Source organism: Nocardia sp. NPDC003482, assembly GCF_053588115.1.
The window spans coordinates 1-13,966 of record NZ_JBSFPI010000016.1 but is presented as its reverse complement, the minus strand read 5'-3'; the positions used below and the strand labels follow the sequence as shown (position 1 = coordinate 13,966).

Below are 13,966 nucleotides of genomic sequence, written 5' to 3'. Positions count from 1 at the left end.
TATGCCCGGGCGCGCGGAGAGAAAACCGTGGCGCGCGCGACCCCCTAGTCGGCGTTCCCGCGACGGCGCAGGAACAGCACCTGCTCCCCGTAATCGGCCAGCGGCCGGGCCTGACCGGCCTGCCGGATGCCGCTGGCGGGCAGGTTGGTGAGCTTGGCGAACATGGCCGTATTGCCGAACGCGGCGCGCACCTGGGTCTCCGAGGCGTAGTCGGCGCCGTACTCGGCGAGCAGCGCGAAATCCAAGGGCGCCAACGGTTTGTCCAGCGCGGGCTGCCCGGCGGGGCGGCCCAGCGCGGCGTACTGGGTCGCCGAACCCTCGGCGTACCAGCACAATTCGTAGGCCAGATTCTCGGTGGTGCTCACCGCGATCACCGGCCAGTCCTGCGCGAGCCGCAGCGCCAGTGGATGTTTCCCGACCGGGGCCAGTTCCCAGTTCAGGCTCTTGACCGAGATCCAGTGTCCCCCCGCGCGTTCGATGAGCACCACGTCGTCGCCGAGCCGCTCGGTCAGGTTCAGCTCCGGCTCCGGCAGCGTCCACTGCGGCTGATGCACGCCGTGGAAGAAGCCACTGCCGACCGGGCGGGCGTCGTCGACCGCGTACGCGGCGATCACGGCCGCCCGCACCTGGGCCAGCGCGTCCGGGGCGGTGCAGCGCACGCTCAGCGCGCCGAACGAATGCGCGATCTCGACCGGTTTGGACGGCAGGTCCGGAAGTGCCCCGGCCGCCAGGGGTTTCAGCCCCACCAGGCCGAGCTTCCAGTTGATCTCCTCGATGGTGCTCAGATCACCGGAGGTCTGGTAGAGGATCTGCTGCTGGGTCAACCGGGCCGCGCGATCGAGGGTCGGGCACTCCAGCTTCTGCAACGCCGCGAAGGTCTTGCTGGTGAATTCCAGCTCCTCGAGCGGGGTTTCGCGCAACCGCGTGGTCATCGCCGCCGAGGTCCACGCCGAGTAGCGCTCCCGGTACATCGCCAGCGCCTGCTTGCGCGAACGCCCGATCATCAACGTGCGCAACAACATATTGAGACTCGCCAGATACCGGCTCGCGGTCTCGGGATCGGCCGCGAACAGCCCGGCCCGGATGCGCACGGCCTCCGAACTCGCCGCCACCGCCGACCCGGGATCCAGGCGGCACAGCCACACGCCGCATTTGGACAGACCGTCCGCGCACACCCCCGCCGCCATCGGATACCGCTGGGCCACATGGTGATACGCGTCGCACGCCTGCCGGATGGTGGCGGTCGCCAGTTCCCGATGCCCGATGGTGCGCGCGGCCTGTTCGAACAGCCGCAACGCCTCCTGCACCTGCCCGGCGAAATGGGCGCTGACGTGCCCGGCGGTCAGCCAGCGCAGCCGGATCAGCACGGCCTCCTGGGCGGGTTCGAGCGCGGCGGGGGCCCGATCCCGTTCGGAGCCGTCCTGTTTGGTGGCCATGAACGCCCGGGCCAGCTCGCACAGTGAGGTGGCCAGCCGCAGTTCGGCCTCATCCGTCCGCTCCTGGGCGGCGATCCGTCTGTCCTCGGCCACCTGCTGCTCGATGGCGCTCAACTCCATCGCGATCCCAACTCCCGCATCCCTTCCACACACGGTCGTCGAGCGGCCGCATCGTGCGTGCCGAGTCTGCCACAGATCGGCTCCCGGCACGCGGTCGATGACGTGGACGAGTTGGTCTATGGTGCAAGTCATGAGCCGCGCGGTGACCCCGGTGTCACGACGACCGGTCGGTCCCGAACAGCAGGTGTCCACCGGCGGCGACTCCTACCAGGAACGGCTCGTCAAGTACTTCCCGATCGAGACCAGCGGCCCCTATCTCGCCGCCTCCGCGGCGATCACCGGCCTCACCGACGCGCACACCACCGCGCGGACCGTCTGGCTGCTGCTCGTCTTCGCGATCCTGTTGCTCGGGACGGTCCCGCTGCTGATGCGGCAGTATCCCGCGGCGAAGTACGCGAATCGGTGGCTGCCGATCGGATTCGGCCTCGCGGCGTTCGTCATCTGGGCCTATTCGCTGGGCGCGCTGCCGCAGGAACTGGGTGTCTACAATCCCGTCGCCGCCGCGGTGCTGCCGATCCTCTATGGATTCGGGGCTAACTTCAACCCGACGAAAGCCGAAGACCCGCGCTGATCCGGACGCGAATCCGTGTTAACTTGAGGACATCAGCGTTACCGATCCGATCGGAGTCACCATGAACTCGGCCGTCATCGTCGACGTCGTCCGCACACCGTCCGGAAAGGGCAAGCCCGGCGGCGGGCTCTCCGGTGTGCACCCGGCCACCCTGCTGGCCGGTGTCCTCGCGGACCTGGTGTCCCGCAACGACCTCGACCCCGCCCTCGTCGACGACGTGATCGCCGGGTGCGTGACCCAGAGCGGCGAACAGGCGTCCAACATCGCCCGCACCGCGGTGCTCGCCGCGGGCTTCCCCGAGTCGGTCCCGGCCACCACGGTCGACCGGCAGTGCGGATCCAGCCAGCAGGCCGCCCACTTCGCCGCGCAGGGCGTGCTGGCGGGGGCCTACGACATCGCCGTCGCCTGCGGCGTGGAGTCGATGTCGCGGGTGCCGATGTTCTCCAATGCCCAAGGCGCGGACGCCAATCGGGGCCCGCTCGCGCACCGCTACCCCGAGGGCCTGGTGCAGCAGGGCATCGCCGCCGAGGTGATCACCGCGCGCTGGAAGCTCGATCGCCCCACCCTCGACGAATTCGCCGCGCGCTCACACCGATTGGCCGCCGAGACCGCCGCCGCGGGCGGTTTCGCCAACGAGCTCCTCGCCGCGGGCGAGCTGACCGCCGACGAGACCATCCGCCCCACCACCACGGTCGAGGGCCTGGGCAATCTGAAGCCCGCGTTCACCAACGAGGAGTTCGCCCGCCGCTTCCCCGAGATCGACTGGTCGATCACCCCGGGCAACTCCTCCCCGCTCACCGACGGCGCGTCCGCGGCGCTGATCATGAGCGAGGAGCGGGCGAATCGGCTCGGCCTGCGGCCGCGGGCGCGGTTCCACTCCTTCGCGGTGGTCGGCGACGACCCGCTGCTCATGCTGACCGCGGTCGTCCCGGCCACGCGAAAGGTGTTGGCGCGCGCGGGATTGTCGATCGGCGACATCGACGCCTACGAGGTCAACGAGGCGTTCGCGCCCGTGCCGCTGGTGTGGCAGCACGAGCTCGGCGCGGATCCGGCGCGGCTGAACCCGCGCGGCGGCGCGATCGCCCTGGGCCACCCGCTCGGCGCGTCCGGCACCCGCATCCTCGCCACGCTGGTCAACCATCTCGAGCAGACCAGCGGCCGATACGGGTTGCAGACCATGTGCGAGGCGGGCGGGCTGGCCAACGCCACCGTCATCGAGCGGCTGTGAGCGCCGCGCGCAGCGCGCTGGTCACCGGCGGCTCGCGCGGCATCGGGGCCGAGATCGCCCGCCGCCTGGCGGGCGACGGCTACGCCGTGACCATCGCCGCCCGCACCGCCGACACCCTCGAGCGGACCGCGCAACGACTCCGGGACGAGACCGGCGGCGAGGTGTTCCCCTTCGCCGCCAACATGACCGACGCCGAACAGCTCGGCGCGCTCGTCGACGCGCACGCGTGGCGCTTCGGCGGGCTGGATCTGCTCGTGCTCAGCGCGGGCACCGGCACCGCGGGACCGGTCGCGGAGATGACCGCCAAGGCGCGCGAGCGCATGCTCGAGGTGAACTTCCGCGCCCCGCTCACACTGATCCAGCACGCGTTGCCGTTGCTGCGCAAGAGCGCCGCCGCGGCGCCGGAACGGGGCGCGAAAATCGTTGCGATCGCGTCCATCACGGGCGTGGCGGGCGAGCCGGGGCTGGCCGCCTACGGCGCGACCAAGGCGGCGTTGATCTCGCTGTGCGAGACGCTGTCGCTGGAGGAGTCGCGCCGCGGGGTGAGCGCCACCGCCCTCTCCCCCGGCTACGTCGACACCGATATGAGCGCCTGGAAACAGGGCGAATTGGACGCGGACGCCATGCTGCCGACCTCCGACATCGCCGAACTGGTCCTCGCCATCGCGCGGCTGTCCGCCCGCGCGGTGGTGCCCAATATCGTGATATCCCGTGCGGGCGAACAACTCTGGCGCGCCTGAGCCTCAGCTCGGGCGGCGGCAGCTGTCGGGGACCAGGTGACCCGCCCGGACGAGCGCGTCGTAGGCGGCGCGCTTGTTCGGGCAGTTGTCGGTCGAGCAATCGGTGTGCATCTGCATCACCCGGTGCGCCCGCTCCACCGGCAACCGGCCCGGCGGAGCCGAATGTGTGCTCAGGGCAAGGAAATCCGTGATCGAATACTCCATGGCACGCTCCCTGGTGACGGGTCTGCACCGACCATGTCCGTAACCACAGAGTAGCTCGATAACGGCTCGCCGAAGCAGGACAAGCGCCGGACACCTGGGTGCCCGGCGCTCGCGGAGGCCGCGCTACGGCGTGTCGGGAAACGCTTGCTGCCGTTGGCCGCCGCGCAGGGTGCCGTTGAGATACGCGGCCTTGCAGGCGCGCCGGGCGATCTTGCCGCTGGAGGTTCGCGGGATCGAGCCCGCGGGCACCAGCAGCAGTTCCCGCACGGTCACCCCGTGCCGCCGGGCGATCGCCCCGCGCACCGTCTCGGCGACCGGCTCGGGATCCAATTTGGCCGCGCCCGTATTCCTTTCGGCGACGATCACCAGCTGTTCGGTCCCCACCGCCGCCGCGTCGGGCAGATCGTCGGGCGCGACGGAGAACGCCGCCACGAAGCCGGGACGCAGCGCGTCCGAGGACTCCTGCGCCGACATCTCCAGATCCTGCGGGTAGTGGTTGCGCCCGTCGACGATGACGAGATCCTTGACGCGGCCGGTGATGTAGAGCTCGCCGTTGTGGTAGGCGCCGTAGTCGCCGGTGGCCATCCAGTGCGCGTCGGGGTCGGTGCCCTCGGCGTGGCTGCCCGATGCCTGCCGCGCGGTGAGCCGGTTGCGGAAGGTCGCCTCGCTCTCCTGCGGCCGTCCCCAGTACCCGATGCCCATGTTCCGGCCGTGCAACCAGATCTCGCCCACCGAACCGTCGTCGCGCTCGGCGCCGGTCTCCGGATCCACGATCACCGCCCACTGCGACCGCGCGACGTAGCCGCAGGACACCTGGGCCACAGCGCTTTCCGCGTCGGCGTCCACCTCGACCATGCGGCCCGCGTTGAGCTGGCCGCGGTCGACGTAGACCACCCGGGCCTCGTCGTCGCGCCGGGTCGCCGAGACGAACAGCGTGGCCTCGGCCATGCCGTAGCACGGTTTGATGGCCGTCTTGGGCAGCCCGTAGGGGACGAACGCCTCGTTGAACTTCTTCATCGAGCTCACCGACACCGGCTCGCTGCCGTTGATCAACCCGATCACGTTCGACAGGTCCAGATTCTCGCCCGGTTTGGGCAGTCCGCGCATCGCGGCGTGCTCGAACGCGAAATTCGGTGCGGCGGCGTAGGTTCCGGCCCCGTCGGAGGCGGCGGCGAGTTCCTTGATCCAGCGGTACGGGCGGCGCACGAACGCGCTCGGCGACATGATCGTGATGAACTTGCCGACGATCGTCGGCAGGATCACGCACAGCAACCCCATGTCGTGGAACATCGGCAGCCAGGTGACCCCGCGCGCGTTCTCGACCAGGCCGAGCGCGTCGATCATCTGCAACAGGTTGGTGCCCACCGAACGATGCGTGATCTCGACCCCGGCGGGCGTGCGGGTGGACCCCGAGGTGTACTGGAGATAGGCGACGCTGTCGATGTTGATGTCCGGCCGCACCCAGCTCGCGCCCACGCTGTCGGGGATCGCGTCCACGGCGATGATGCGCGGCCGCTGGGAGGCGGGCAGGTGCCGGAAGAACTCCCGCACCCCCGCCGCGGACGCGCTGGCCGTCAGGATCGCCGAGGGCTGGCAGTCGCCGAGCACCGCGTGCAGGCGATCGGTGTGGCCGGGCTCCTCCGGATCGAACAGCGGCACCGCGATATTGCCCGCGTACACCGCCGCGAAGATGGAGACCACGTAGTCCAGCCCCTGCGGCGCCAGGATCGCGACCCGATCACGCGGGCTGGTCACCTGTTGCAGCCGGGCCGCCACCGCGCGCAGCCGGACACCGAACTCGCGCCAGGTGAGTTCGTGATACTCACCGTCCCGTTCACGGGAGTAGTCGATGTAGCGGTAGGCCAGCTCATCCCCGTTCGTCGCACTGTGCATGTCGACGAAGTCGATCAGAGTCGAATCACCACGGATGTCGAGATTGCCGTGTTCGTCCAAATAGTCATCGAAAGTCTCGCCGATCATTCCCTATCCTTTTTCACGCACGCCGCTTTCGGCCGTGCCATGACACCGATACGGATCGACACCGAAGCCCGAACAGTAGCAGCGCTTCGGCGGGGTTTGCTCAATATCGCCCGAATGTCAGCGAGACATTGTGGCCCCCGAATCCGAACGAGTTGTTGACGGCGTAGTCGATCCGGCCCGGGCGCGCTTGGCCTTTGACGATGTCCAGTTCGACGGTCGGATCCTGATTGTCCAAATTCAAAGTCGGCGGCACGATCGCATCGCGAATGCTGAGTACCGTCAACACCGATTCGAGCGCGCCGACCGCGCCGATGGAATGGCCGAGCGCGGATTTCGGCGCGTACACCGAGGCGTGCGAACCGATCGCGCCGGCGATGGCCAGCGCCTCGGAGGTGTCGCCGATCGGGGTGGCCGTGGCGTGCGCGTTCACATGTGCCACATCGGTTTTGGCGATACCCGCGGTCTCGATCGCGCGCGTGATCGCCCGCGCCGCGCCCTTGCCCTCGGGATCCGGGGCGACCAGATGGAAGCCGTCGGAGGTCACGCCCGCGCCCAGCAGCCGGGCGTGGATGGTGGCGCCCCGGGCCCGCGCGTGCTCCTCGGTCTCGATCACCATCATCGCCCCGGCCTCGCCGAACACGAAGCCGTCGCGGTCGAGATCGAACGGGCGCGAGGCGCGCTTGGGATCGTCGTTACGGGTGCTCATCGCGCGCATCATGGAGAACGCGGCGATCGGCAGCGCCTGGATGGAACCCTCCACCCCGCCGGTCACGACCATGTCGGCGTCGCCCATCACAATCATCTTCCACGCGTTGGCGATCGCCTCCGAACCCGACGAGCAGGCCGAAACCGGCGTCGCGATACCGGCTTTCGCGCCCAGTTCCAGACCGACCACGGCGGCCGAGCCGTTGGGCATGATCATCGGCACGGCCAGCGGCGGCACATGCTTGTAGCCGCCGTTCTGCATCTTGTTGGTGGCGTCGATGTAGATCTCGGCGCCGCCCAGGCCCGTGCCGATCGAGACGCCGAGGCGTTCGGCGTCGACCTCCGGACTCCCGGCGTTGCGCCACACCTCACGGCCGAGCACCAACGCCATCTGCTCGACGTAGGACAGCCGGCGCGTCTCCTCGCGGGTGAGGTTGGTGTCGGGCTTGACCTTCAGATGCCCGCCGATGCGCACGGGCAGTTCGAACTGCTCGACGAAGGCGTCCTCGAGGACGTCGATACCGCTCTCGCCGTTGAGCAGTCCCTTCCAGGTGGAGTCGACGTCCCCGGCGATCGAGGTGGTCGCCGCCAGGCTGGTCACGACGACGTCGGGGTAGCGCCTACGGCTGGAAATCGTCATTCTCGGCTCTCTTTCGGTGGCAACACTGCGGGGTAGGGCAATACTGCGGCGAATCCAAGCGAAAGCGACATCCACGGCGACGGGAACACCTTGTCCGGCAGGCGTTTACCGCCTGCCTCGAGTGCCCGGCCGAGGCGGGACTACATTATCGAGGCGTACCTGACCGGCCAAACCGCGTGTTACACAGCAATCCGGTCGCTAATGCACTGTACCGGTTTCTTCCCGCAACGTCTCACCCGCGATCCGTATCGAGGAAAGGCATCATCGTGGCCAGGAACCTCACGCAGCTCGAACTGCTGCTCGAGCTGGAACCCGTCGCCGCCCGCAATGTCGATCGGCACCTGTCGATGGCCAAGGAGTGGCACCCGCACGACTACGTCCCCTGGGACCGGGGGCGCAACTTCGCCGCCCTGGGCGGGATCGACTGGGACCCCGCGCAATCCCGATTGAGCGAACTCGCCCGCGCGGCCATGATCACCAATCTGCTGACCGAGGACAACCTGCCCTCCTACCACCGGGAGATCGCCGAGAACTTCTCCCAGGACGGCGCGTGGGGCACCTGGGTGGGCCGCTGGACCGCCGAGGAGAACCGGCACGGCATCGTCATGCGGGACTATCTCGTCGTCACCCGCGGCGTCGACCCGGTCGCCCTCGAACGGGCCCGCATGATCCACATGACCAACGGCTACGACCCCATGCGGCTGGTGCGCGAGGCCGGCGGCGGCGTACATCTGGCCGACACCGGATTCCTGCACTCGGTCGCGTACGTGACCTTCCAGGAACTCGCGACCCGGGTCAGTCACCGCAACACCGGCCGCGTCTGCGACGATCCCGTGGCCGACCGCATGTTGCAACGCATCGCCGCCGACGAGAACCTGCACATGATCTTCTACCGCGACATGTGCGCCGCGGCCCTGGATCTCGTGCCGGATCAGGCCGTCGCGGCGATCACCGACATCGTGTGCCACTTCCAGATGCCCGGCGCCGGAATGCCCGACTGGCGGCGCAACGGCGTGTTGATGGCCAAACACGGCATCTACGATCTGCGCCAGCACCTCGACGAGGTGGTCCTGCCGGTCCTGCGCAAGTGGAACATCTTCGAGCGCAACGACTTCGGGCCGCGCGGCGAACAGGCCCGCGAGCGCCTCGGCGCATTCCTCGAACGCCTGCGCGAGGACTGCGCCCGGTTCGAGGAACAACGCGACCGGGCGCTGGCCCGCGAGGCCGCCCGCCGCGGCCTGGTGAGCGCCGACCGCTGACCGGCGTACCGGTGCGCCGGGGCCGACTCCGCCTGCCCCAGCGCACTTCTCGATGGACGGACGGCCGGTCGTAGGGGCTTTCGCGGCGCACCGGTCATCCGTCCAGGGGCCCGCCGGTCCCGGGAACGCGACATGCCGCGGGCGACGGGCGTTTTCGACGCCGACGGGCCGCCCGCCCCGCGGCGGCGGCCCGCTCGCCAAGGCATTTCGGCACGTCGCGGACGCATTTGCCTGTGCTCGAGGGGGTTTCCCGGACCGGCGCGGACGGGGGCGGATCACATCGGTGTTAGCTGGTCGTCGCGGGGGTACTCCCCGGTGCGGCGAGCGCTCGATCGGAAGTTCGTGTACCTCCGAGCATTTCGATATGGTCTCGACCCGACATGGAGTGGCAGAACACATTGCCAGAAGATTGCCGTAAGGGCACACTGGGAGGCATGACTGCAGTACCCCACGCGGCTCGCGCGACCACCCGGAAATCCGGGCCGGTCACCGTGGACGCACCCACCTCCAACGTGCACATCCGGCTCCGCATCGACGACCCCGAACGTCAGGCCAAGCTGCGCACCGCCCTCGAGCGAATCCGGCTCGGGAACCACTGATTTCGACCCCGGGCTCGTCGCCGACGACCCGGGGCCGGTGTTCGTCTCAGATCGTGATTCCGACCAGATGCCCGACCGCGTAGGTCGTGGCCATCGCCAGCGCCCCGCCGAGCAGGACCCGAATCGTCGCGCGCCCCACCGGCGCCCCACCCAGGCGGGCGCCGAGCGCGCCGGTCAGCCCGAGGGCCAGCAGCACCGCGCCGACCGTCACCGGCACCCGGATCGCCGCCGGGCTCAGGATCGCCAGCAGCGGCAGCAGCGCCCCGAGGGTGAACGACAGCGCCGACGACAGCGCGGCGTGCCACGGATTGGTCAGGGCCGTGGGATCGATCCCCAATTCGGCCTCGGCGTGCGCGGTGAACGCGTCGTTCTCGGTGAGTTCCTCGGCCACCCGCCACGCGGTCGCGGGTGAGAGGCCCTTGCCCTGATAGATCGCCGCCAGCTCGGCCAGTTCCTGTTCCGGCATCTCGGCCAGCTCGCGCCGCTCGACCGCCAGCACGGCCCGCTCGCTGTCGCGCTGCGTGCTCACCGACACGTACTCCCCCAACGCCATCGACACCGCCCCGGCCGCCAGTCCCGCCACGCCCGCGGCCACGATCGCCGCCGAATTCGTCGTCGCCGCGGCCATCCCGACCACGATGCCCGCCACCGACACGATGCCGTCGTCGGCCCCCAGCACCCCGGCCCGCAGCCAATTCAGCCGCGCCCCGAGCCCACCGCCGTGCGGCTCGCCGTGCGCCGGGGCGACCACCGTCTCCTGCTCTGTCCGCATGCGCCCAAACTATCGATTCCGCGCCCGGTCCGCCAGCAATGCCAGCCTGCCCATATTTAGGTAATGCATTGCACGCCAAGGGTTTCCAAACCTAACCGGTACGTCGGCCCGGGCGCTCCCGCGGACCCGCCACGCCTTGCGCAAGAACGGTCAAGCGGGCCGGGGCGGTCGGGGACCAGACTCGTAGCGTGACCAACGGACGAGATCGGCTGCGCGAACTGCTCGACGCGGTCCTGGACGAGCGGAACACCACACTCACCGACATGGCCTCGGGCGTGTACGCCTCGCCCTTCCATTTCGCCCGCCAGGTGTCCAAGGGGACCGGGGAGGCGCCCGTGGCCATGCGGCGGCGGGTGTTGTTGGAACGGGCCGCGTGGCAGTTGAGTACGGGAGCGGCCGTCACCGAGGTGGCGTGGGCGGCGGGCTACGACTCGGTCGAGGGCTTCAGCCGTGCGTTCAGCAGGGCGTTCGGGCACGCGCCCAGCGCCACCCCGCGCCGACCGGCGACGCGCTGGCTGCCCGCGGTCAACGGAATCCACTTCCATCCGCCGATGTCGCTGTGGGTGGAGAGCGAGCCGAAGGGACGGTCCGATATGGATCCGACGACACTGCTGGTGCATCACGACCTGGACGACACCCGCGCGCTGCTGGACCTGGCGAAGAGTCTGGACGACACGGCCTATCGGCGCAAGCGCGGAAACGGCACGGCGCTGGCCTGGGACGGGCCCGACGATTCCCTCGCGACCGTACTGGACCATCTGATCTGGGCCAAGGAGGTGTGGCTGGCCTCCATCGAGGGCGCCGACCAGCCCCCGCACGGCCCCGACGATCCGGCCACCCTCACCCGGCGACTCGACGAGGTGGCGCCGCGCTGGCTGGACGCGGTGCGCGCGATCGACCGCCGCGGCGGCTGGAACGACACCCTGATCGACGCCCTGTGCGAACCGCCCGAGAGCTTCGTCCTGGGCAGCGTGCTGGCCCACGTCCTCACCTACTCGGCGCATCGCCGCCAACTCGCGTGGCAATGGCTGCGCGCCGAAAACCCCGCCGCCGCGGACGAATACGGCGATCCCATCATGTGGCTACGACGGAGAGGCAACGCATGACCCGCACCATCTACTACACGGCGACCACCCTGGACGGGTTCATCGCCACCCCGGACCACTCGCTGGACTGGCTGCTGACCCGCGACCACGACCCGGCCGGGCCGATGGGCTACGAGAAGTTCATCACCGGGATCGGCGCGATCGTCATGGGCGCCAACACCTATCGGTGGGTGCTCGACCACCAGTCCGCCGAACCCTGGCCGTACACCGTGCCCGCGTGGGTGGTCACCCACCGCGAATTCGCCGCCCGCACCGACGGCGAGGTCCACTTCACCAGCGAGGCGATCCCCGCCCTGCACCGGCGGCTCGCCGAAGCCGCGGGCGGACGCGACATCTGGGTGGTCGGCGGCGGCGACCTTGCCGGGCAGTTCCTCGAACACGACCTGCTCGACGAGGTCATGGTCAGCATCGCCCCCGTGACGCTGGGCGCGGGTGCGCCGCTGCTGCCCCGGCATGCCGAATTGAAGCTCACCGCCCTGGAACGGAACGGTGAGTTCGCCTGCGCGAGTTTCGAAGTCGTGCGCGCGGGAGGATGAGAATCCCGACTCGCGAACAGTCGCGTTCGTGGACTATGCTGTAGCACATGATCGACGCGGGGCGGCCCGCGTCGATCGGTGCGCGGACAACGGCGTTCGCGTTCGCGCCGTGCCCGGGCCGAGGCGGGGACGATCCGGTGAGCGCGTCACACCGCGCGCCGCCGATGCTCTGCGACATGTACGCGGGTCGAGCACCGCGTGGAGCAGAAGCGTCGGCGGCCGTTGCGCGAGGTATCGATGAACACCATCCGGCAGCCCGCGCGCGAACAGCGGCCGATCCGTCCCGGCGCCTCGCAGAACAGGGTCGCCAGCCCCGCCGCGGTGTAGGCCTTCACCCGCTCGTCCATCGGATCACCCTCCCACGCGTAGTGCAGGTGCGGCGCGCGGCCGTCGTGCGTGGAAATGTATGGGCGCGTGGTGGTTTCGGCCAGCAGGCCGTTGAGCCGCGCGACCGTCGGCTCGGCGAAGACCTCGTCCAGACGGCGGATCCACTCCCGCAGGTGGGCGTCCTGCGCGGCGTCGAGCCCCGTGATCGGCGCGTACCCGAACTCGTCGAGCACCCGGATCAGATCCGCACCCGGCTCGGCGTTCACCAGCAGCGCGGCGAGTTCCGCCGCCGACCCACCGTAAGGGTTGAAATGCATTGACCTATTACAGCAGGGTGGAGGCATGTCCGCCACCTGCCCTTCCTGCTCCTGGCCCGCCCCCACCGCGATCTCGACCCACGGTTCGGTGCGCTATCTGCGCTGTGTCTGTGGCCGCTGGCTGATCGTCGAGCACGGCGAGCTGGTCGCCACCGCGGGCGTGAGCGCCTTCGCCGCCCGGCGTGTCGACGGCGTGTCCACCTGATATCGGCCCTGCGCCAACGATTTCGAGGGGATGCCGCCACATCCGCCGAACCGCGCCCCCTAGAATCTGCGGCACCCGACGGGAAAGGGCTCCGCAGCATGGACGCGGTCATCACGGCAGTCGCGACCGAGGCCAAACGTCTCATCGATGCCGCCTGGCTCGGCCGAATCACCCGCGACGAGGCGATCCACCGCTTCGTCCAGGTGAGCGACGGCCTGGTGGAGCACGACATCGCCGAGGACATCATCGACGACGGCCTCACCTGGCTGAACGCCCATTCCACCCGCCTCCGCGTCCTCGGGTGGTGCGCCCTCCTCGAACCCCCGATCTTCGGCGCCCTGGCCATCTTCGGCGCCGCCACCGCCGACTACGTCGCCGCCGCAGTAGCCCTCGTCCTCCTGGCCGCCCTCCGCTACACCCACCGCCGCTTCGCACCCCACCCGACACCGCTCGGCCGCCGCCCGCGAGCGAGGTCCCGGTTCGATTGAATCGGGTTGTGCGCGTGAGTTTTCGGCACTGCGGTAGGGCCGGCCGTCCGCGCCCAGCAATGTGTACATCACGCCTCGTGAAAGACGAGGCCGAGGGTGTGCCGTCGCCCGGAACGCACGACGCTCACGCCGTGGCGCATCGGCGCGGCCGACCAGCCGCGTGAATTCCGCACGGGCCGTTCGCGAGTGGTGAAGATCAACCCGTGTCCCCGCGGCAGGGTCACCGCGGCCCCCCGTGACTGCGCCCGCGGCCGCTGCTCGACCATGAGGAACTCGCCGCCGGTGTAATCCACCCCCGGAGTGTCCAGCCCGATGACCACCTGCAACGGAAACACCATCTCCCCGAACAGATCCCGATGCAGCGCGTTCCAGTCCCCCGGCCCGTACCGCAACAGTATCTGAGCCGATTTCGTCTGCCCCGCCGCATGACACCGGGCCACCCACTCCGCCAACTCCTCCGGCCACGACCCCGCCCGCCCCAACCGCCCCGCCCAATCTCGCGCCACCCCAAGCAATTCCGGATAGAACGCCCCCCGCAACTCCCGTACCACCTCCGGCAACTCGTGCGTGAAGTACCGATACTCCCCCGCCCCGAACCGATGCCGAGCCATATCGACGGTACTCCGAAACCGCCGATCGGTTGTGTCCAGCAGGATGGTGTACGACCGGACGCCAGCGAAGTGGTGGCGTGTCGTAGCCGAGTAGAGGGTGGTCACCGCGTGATCCTTCAAAA

Annotated in this window: 16 protein-coding genes; 9 read left to right on the top strand and 7 right to left on the bottom strand. The window is 69.5% G+C overall.

Translation table 11 applies throughout. From position 1 onward, the window contains the following. Positions 1-44: 44 nt before the first annotated feature. Complete coding sequence (locus ACWDSJ_RS24190; RefSeq protein WP_387366724.1) at positions 45-1,556, bottom strand: hypothetical protein; 1,512 nt, start codon at positions 1,554-1,556, stop codon at positions 45-47. Between the two features lie 130 nt (positions 1,557-1,686). Between ACWDSJ_RS24190 and ACWDSJ_RS24185 the strand changes: the two genes are divergently transcribed. The 3 genes from ACWDSJ_RS24185 (at position 1,687) to ACWDSJ_RS24175 (ending at position 4,095) form a co-directional block, all read left to right on the top strand. Then, a complete protein-coding gene (locus tag ACWDSJ_RS24185; protein WP_450034438.1) occupies positions 1,687-2,127 on the top strand; it encodes a hypothetical protein in 441 nt (146 codons plus the stop codon). A 61-nt stretch (positions 2,128-2,188) separates the two neighbouring features. Further along, positions 2,189-3,355 (top strand): thiolase family protein, encoded by a 1,167-nt coding sequence (locus tag ACWDSJ_RS24180; protein WP_450034437.1) that lies wholly within the window; start codon positions 2,189-2,191, stop codon positions 3,353-3,355. Continuing rightward, on the top strand, positions 3,352-4,095 hold the full coding sequence (locus ACWDSJ_RS24175) for an SDR family NAD(P)-dependent oxidoreductase (protein WP_450034436.1): 744 nt from the start codon (positions 3,352-3,354) through the stop codon (positions 4,093-4,095). Before ACWDSJ_RS24180 ends, ACWDSJ_RS24175 begins: the two co-directional genes overlap by 4 nt. Before the next feature lie 3 nt (positions 4,096-4,098). On the opposite strand, the gene ACWDSJ_RS24170 is transcribed toward ACWDSJ_RS24175, so the two are convergent. The 3 genes from ACWDSJ_RS24170 to ACWDSJ_RS24160 all read right to left on the bottom strand — a co-directional run bounded on the left by ACWDSJ_RS24170 (position 4,099) and on the right by ACWDSJ_RS24160 (position 7,624). Beyond that, a complete protein-coding gene (locus ACWDSJ_RS24170) occupies positions 4,099-4,299 on the bottom strand; it encodes a hypothetical protein (RefSeq protein WP_387366736.1) in 201 nt (66 codons plus the stop codon). Positions 4,300-4,422: 123 nt separating this feature from the next. Then, a complete protein-coding gene (gene fadD32 / locus ACWDSJ_RS24165) occupies positions 4,423-6,279 on the bottom strand; it encodes a long-chain-fatty-acid--AMP ligase FadD32 (RefSeq protein ID WP_450034434.1) in 1,857 nt (618 codons plus the stop codon). A 100-nt stretch (positions 6,280-6,379) separates the two neighbouring features. Beyond that, complete coding sequence (locus ACWDSJ_RS24160) at positions 6,380-7,624, bottom strand: KasA/KasB family beta-ketoacyl-ACP synthase (protein WP_450034433.1); 1,245 nt, start codon at positions 7,622-7,624, stop codon at positions 6,380-6,382. Between the two features lie 266 nt (positions 7,625-7,890). On the opposite strand from ACWDSJ_RS24160, the gene ACWDSJ_RS24155 reads away from it, so the two are divergent. Both ACWDSJ_RS24155 and ACWDSJ_RS24150 read left to right on the top strand, forming a co-directional pair. Further along, a complete protein-coding gene (locus tag ACWDSJ_RS24155) occupies positions 7,891-8,883 on the top strand; it encodes an acyl-ACP desaturase (RefSeq protein WP_450034432.1) in 993 nt (330 codons plus the stop codon). A 434-nt stretch (positions 8,884-9,317) separates the two neighbouring features. Further along, positions 9,318-9,482, top strand: a complete 165-nt coding sequence (locus tag ACWDSJ_RS24150) for a hypothetical protein (protein ID WP_387366748.1) — start codon at positions 9,318-9,320, stop codon at positions 9,480-9,482. A 46-nt stretch (positions 9,483-9,528) separates the two neighbouring features. Here the strand turns inward: ACWDSJ_RS24150 and ACWDSJ_RS24145 are convergent, their stop codons facing one another. After that, a complete protein-coding gene (locus tag ACWDSJ_RS24145; RefSeq protein ID WP_450034431.1) occupies positions 9,529-10,254 on the bottom strand; it encodes a VIT1/CCC1 transporter family protein in 726 nt (241 codons plus the stop codon). A 188-nt stretch (positions 10,255-10,442) separates the two neighbouring features. Between ACWDSJ_RS24145 and ACWDSJ_RS24140 the strand changes: the two genes are divergently transcribed. Then, the gene (locus ACWDSJ_RS24140) at positions 10,443-11,360 is read left to right on the top strand and encodes a helix-turn-helix domain-containing protein (RefSeq protein WP_450034429.1); all 918 of its coding nucleotides are present in this window, start codon (positions 10,443-10,445) and stop codon (positions 11,358-11,360) included. Further along, the gene (locus ACWDSJ_RS24135) at positions 11,357-11,896 is read left to right on the top strand and encodes a dihydrofolate reductase family protein (RefSeq protein ID WP_450034427.1); all 540 of its coding nucleotides are present in this window, start codon (positions 11,357-11,359) and stop codon (positions 11,894-11,896) included. The genes ACWDSJ_RS24140 and ACWDSJ_RS24135 overlap by 4 nt, the downstream gene beginning before the upstream one ends. Before the next feature lie 146 nt (positions 11,897-12,042). Here ACWDSJ_RS24135 and ACWDSJ_RS24130 read toward each other — a convergent pair whose 3' ends face one another. After that, the gene (locus ACWDSJ_RS24130) at positions 12,043-12,540 is read right to left on the bottom strand and encodes a CGNR zinc finger domain-containing protein (protein ID WP_450034425.1); all 498 of its coding nucleotides are present in this window, start codon (positions 12,538-12,540) and stop codon (positions 12,043-12,045) included. A gap of 25 nt (positions 12,541-12,565) precedes the next feature. Between ACWDSJ_RS24130 and ACWDSJ_RS24125 the strand changes: the two genes are divergently transcribed. Both ACWDSJ_RS24125 and ACWDSJ_RS24120 read left to right on the top strand, forming a co-directional pair. Further along, positions 12,566-12,745: a hypothetical protein gene (locus tag ACWDSJ_RS24125; RefSeq protein ID WP_450034424.1), complete on the top strand. Its 180-nt coding sequence runs from the start codon at positions 12,566-12,568 to the stop codon at positions 12,743-12,745. 98 nt (positions 12,746-12,843) lie between these two features. Beyond that, positions 12,844-13,233 carry a hypothetical protein gene (locus tag ACWDSJ_RS24120; protein WP_450034423.1) on the top strand — a complete coding sequence of 130 codons (390 nt, stop codon included), beginning with the start codon at positions 12,844-12,846 and terminating at the stop codon, positions 13,231-13,233. Between the two features lie 68 nt (positions 13,234-13,301). Here ACWDSJ_RS24120 and ACWDSJ_RS24115 read toward each other — a convergent pair whose 3' ends face one another. Continuing rightward, positions 13,302-13,964, bottom strand: coding sequence for a 2OG-Fe(II) oxygenase (locus ACWDSJ_RS24115; RefSeq protein ID WP_450034422.1), 663 nt, complete (start codon positions 13,962-13,964; stop codon positions 13,302-13,304). Between the last annotated feature and the right edge of the window lie 2 nt (positions 13,965-13,966).

Coding starts and splice junctions, on each gene's coding strand:
- ACWDSJ_RS24135 (WP_450034427.1), top strand. CDS start 11,357: ATGACCCGCACCATCTACTACACGGCGACCACCCTGGACGGGTTCATC.
- ACWDSJ_RS24160 (WP_450034433.1), bottom strand. CDS start 7,624: ATGACGATTTCCAGCCGTAGGCGCTACCCCGACGTCGTCGTGACCAGC.
- ACWDSJ_RS24130 (WP_450034425.1), bottom strand. CDS start 12,540: ATGCATTTCAACCCTTACGGTGGGTCGGCGGCGGAACTCGCCGCGCTG.
- ACWDSJ_RS24125 (WP_450034424.1), top strand. CDS start 12,566: ATGTCCGCCACCTGCCCTTCCTGCTCCTGGCCCGCCCCCACCGCGATC.
- ACWDSJ_RS24180 (WP_450034437.1), top strand. CDS start 2,189: ATGAACTCGGCCGTCATCGTCGACGTCGTCCGCACACCGTCCGGAAAG.
- ACWDSJ_RS24120 (WP_450034423.1), top strand. CDS start 12,844: ATGGACGCGGTCATCACGGCAGTCGCGACCGAGGCCAAACGTCTCATC.
- ACWDSJ_RS24145 (WP_450034431.1), bottom strand. CDS start 10,254: ATGCGGACAGAGCAGGAGACGGTGGTCGCCCCGGCGCACGGCGAGCCG.
- fadD32 (WP_450034434.1), bottom strand. CDS start 6,279: ATGATCGGCGAGACTTTCGATGACTATTTGGACGAACACGGCAATCTC.
- ACWDSJ_RS24185 (WP_450034438.1), top strand. CDS start 1,687: ATGAGCCGCGCGGTGACCCCGGTGTCACGACGACCGGTCGGTCCCGAA.
- ACWDSJ_RS24170 (WP_387366736.1), bottom strand. CDS start 4,299: ATGGAGTATTCGATCACGGATTTCCTTGCCCTGAGCACACATTCGGCT.
- ACWDSJ_RS24150 (WP_387366748.1), top strand. CDS start 9,318: ATGACTGCAGTACCCCACGCGGCTCGCGCGACCACCCGGAAATCCGGG.
- ACWDSJ_RS24190 (WP_387366724.1), bottom strand. CDS start 1,556: ATGGAGTTGAGCGCCATCGAGCAGCAGGTGGCCGAGGACAGACGGATC.